This window comes from Clostridium tarantellae, assembly GCF_009295725.1.
In the GTDB taxonomy this organism is placed as follows: domain Bacteria; phylum Bacillota; class Clostridia; order Clostridiales; family Clostridiaceae; genus Sarcina; species Sarcina tarantellae.
Genome location: NZ_WHJC01000658.1, coordinates 1 through 447 on the forward strand (window position 1 = coordinate 1; position 447 = coordinate 447).

Genomic DNA, 447 nt, shown 5'->3' on the forward strand with positions numbered 1-447 from the left:
ATATTAGAATTTTTAACTCCTAAAAGATTAATAGCTCTATCATTAATATAATCTAATTGTTCCTCTTTAAAAATAAACATAGAGTCTTCTATAGATTGTATAATTTTTTCATAATTATCATAACCTTGTTCTATTAAATTACTTAATTCAATTAATGTACTAGTTTTTTTCTTTAATAAATTATTACTTTTTTTAAATCTTTTTTCTGAATTAATTATTTTGGCTTTTACTTCATTAAAACTTTCATCTAATACTAAACAAATTGCCTCTTTATATAAAATATAATAAGCAATAAATTTTATTAAATTTAAAATAAATAATATTTTTAAATTTAAAATTTTAAAAATACAAATTAAAACACAAAAAATTAATTGATTTAAGAATATTAATAAAATATATTTTTTTGTAGCATTAGCTATAGTATTCTTTAAAAAATTACTATTATTA

At 14.8% G+C, this 447-nt stretch carries 1 protein-coding gene; it reads right to left on the reverse strand.

Going from position 1 to position 447, the window contains the following annotated elements; genetic code table 11:
* Positions 1-447: hypothetical protein (locus GBZ86_RS17665; protein WP_170272332.1), on the reverse strand; the 447-nt coding region annotated here is incomplete at both ends.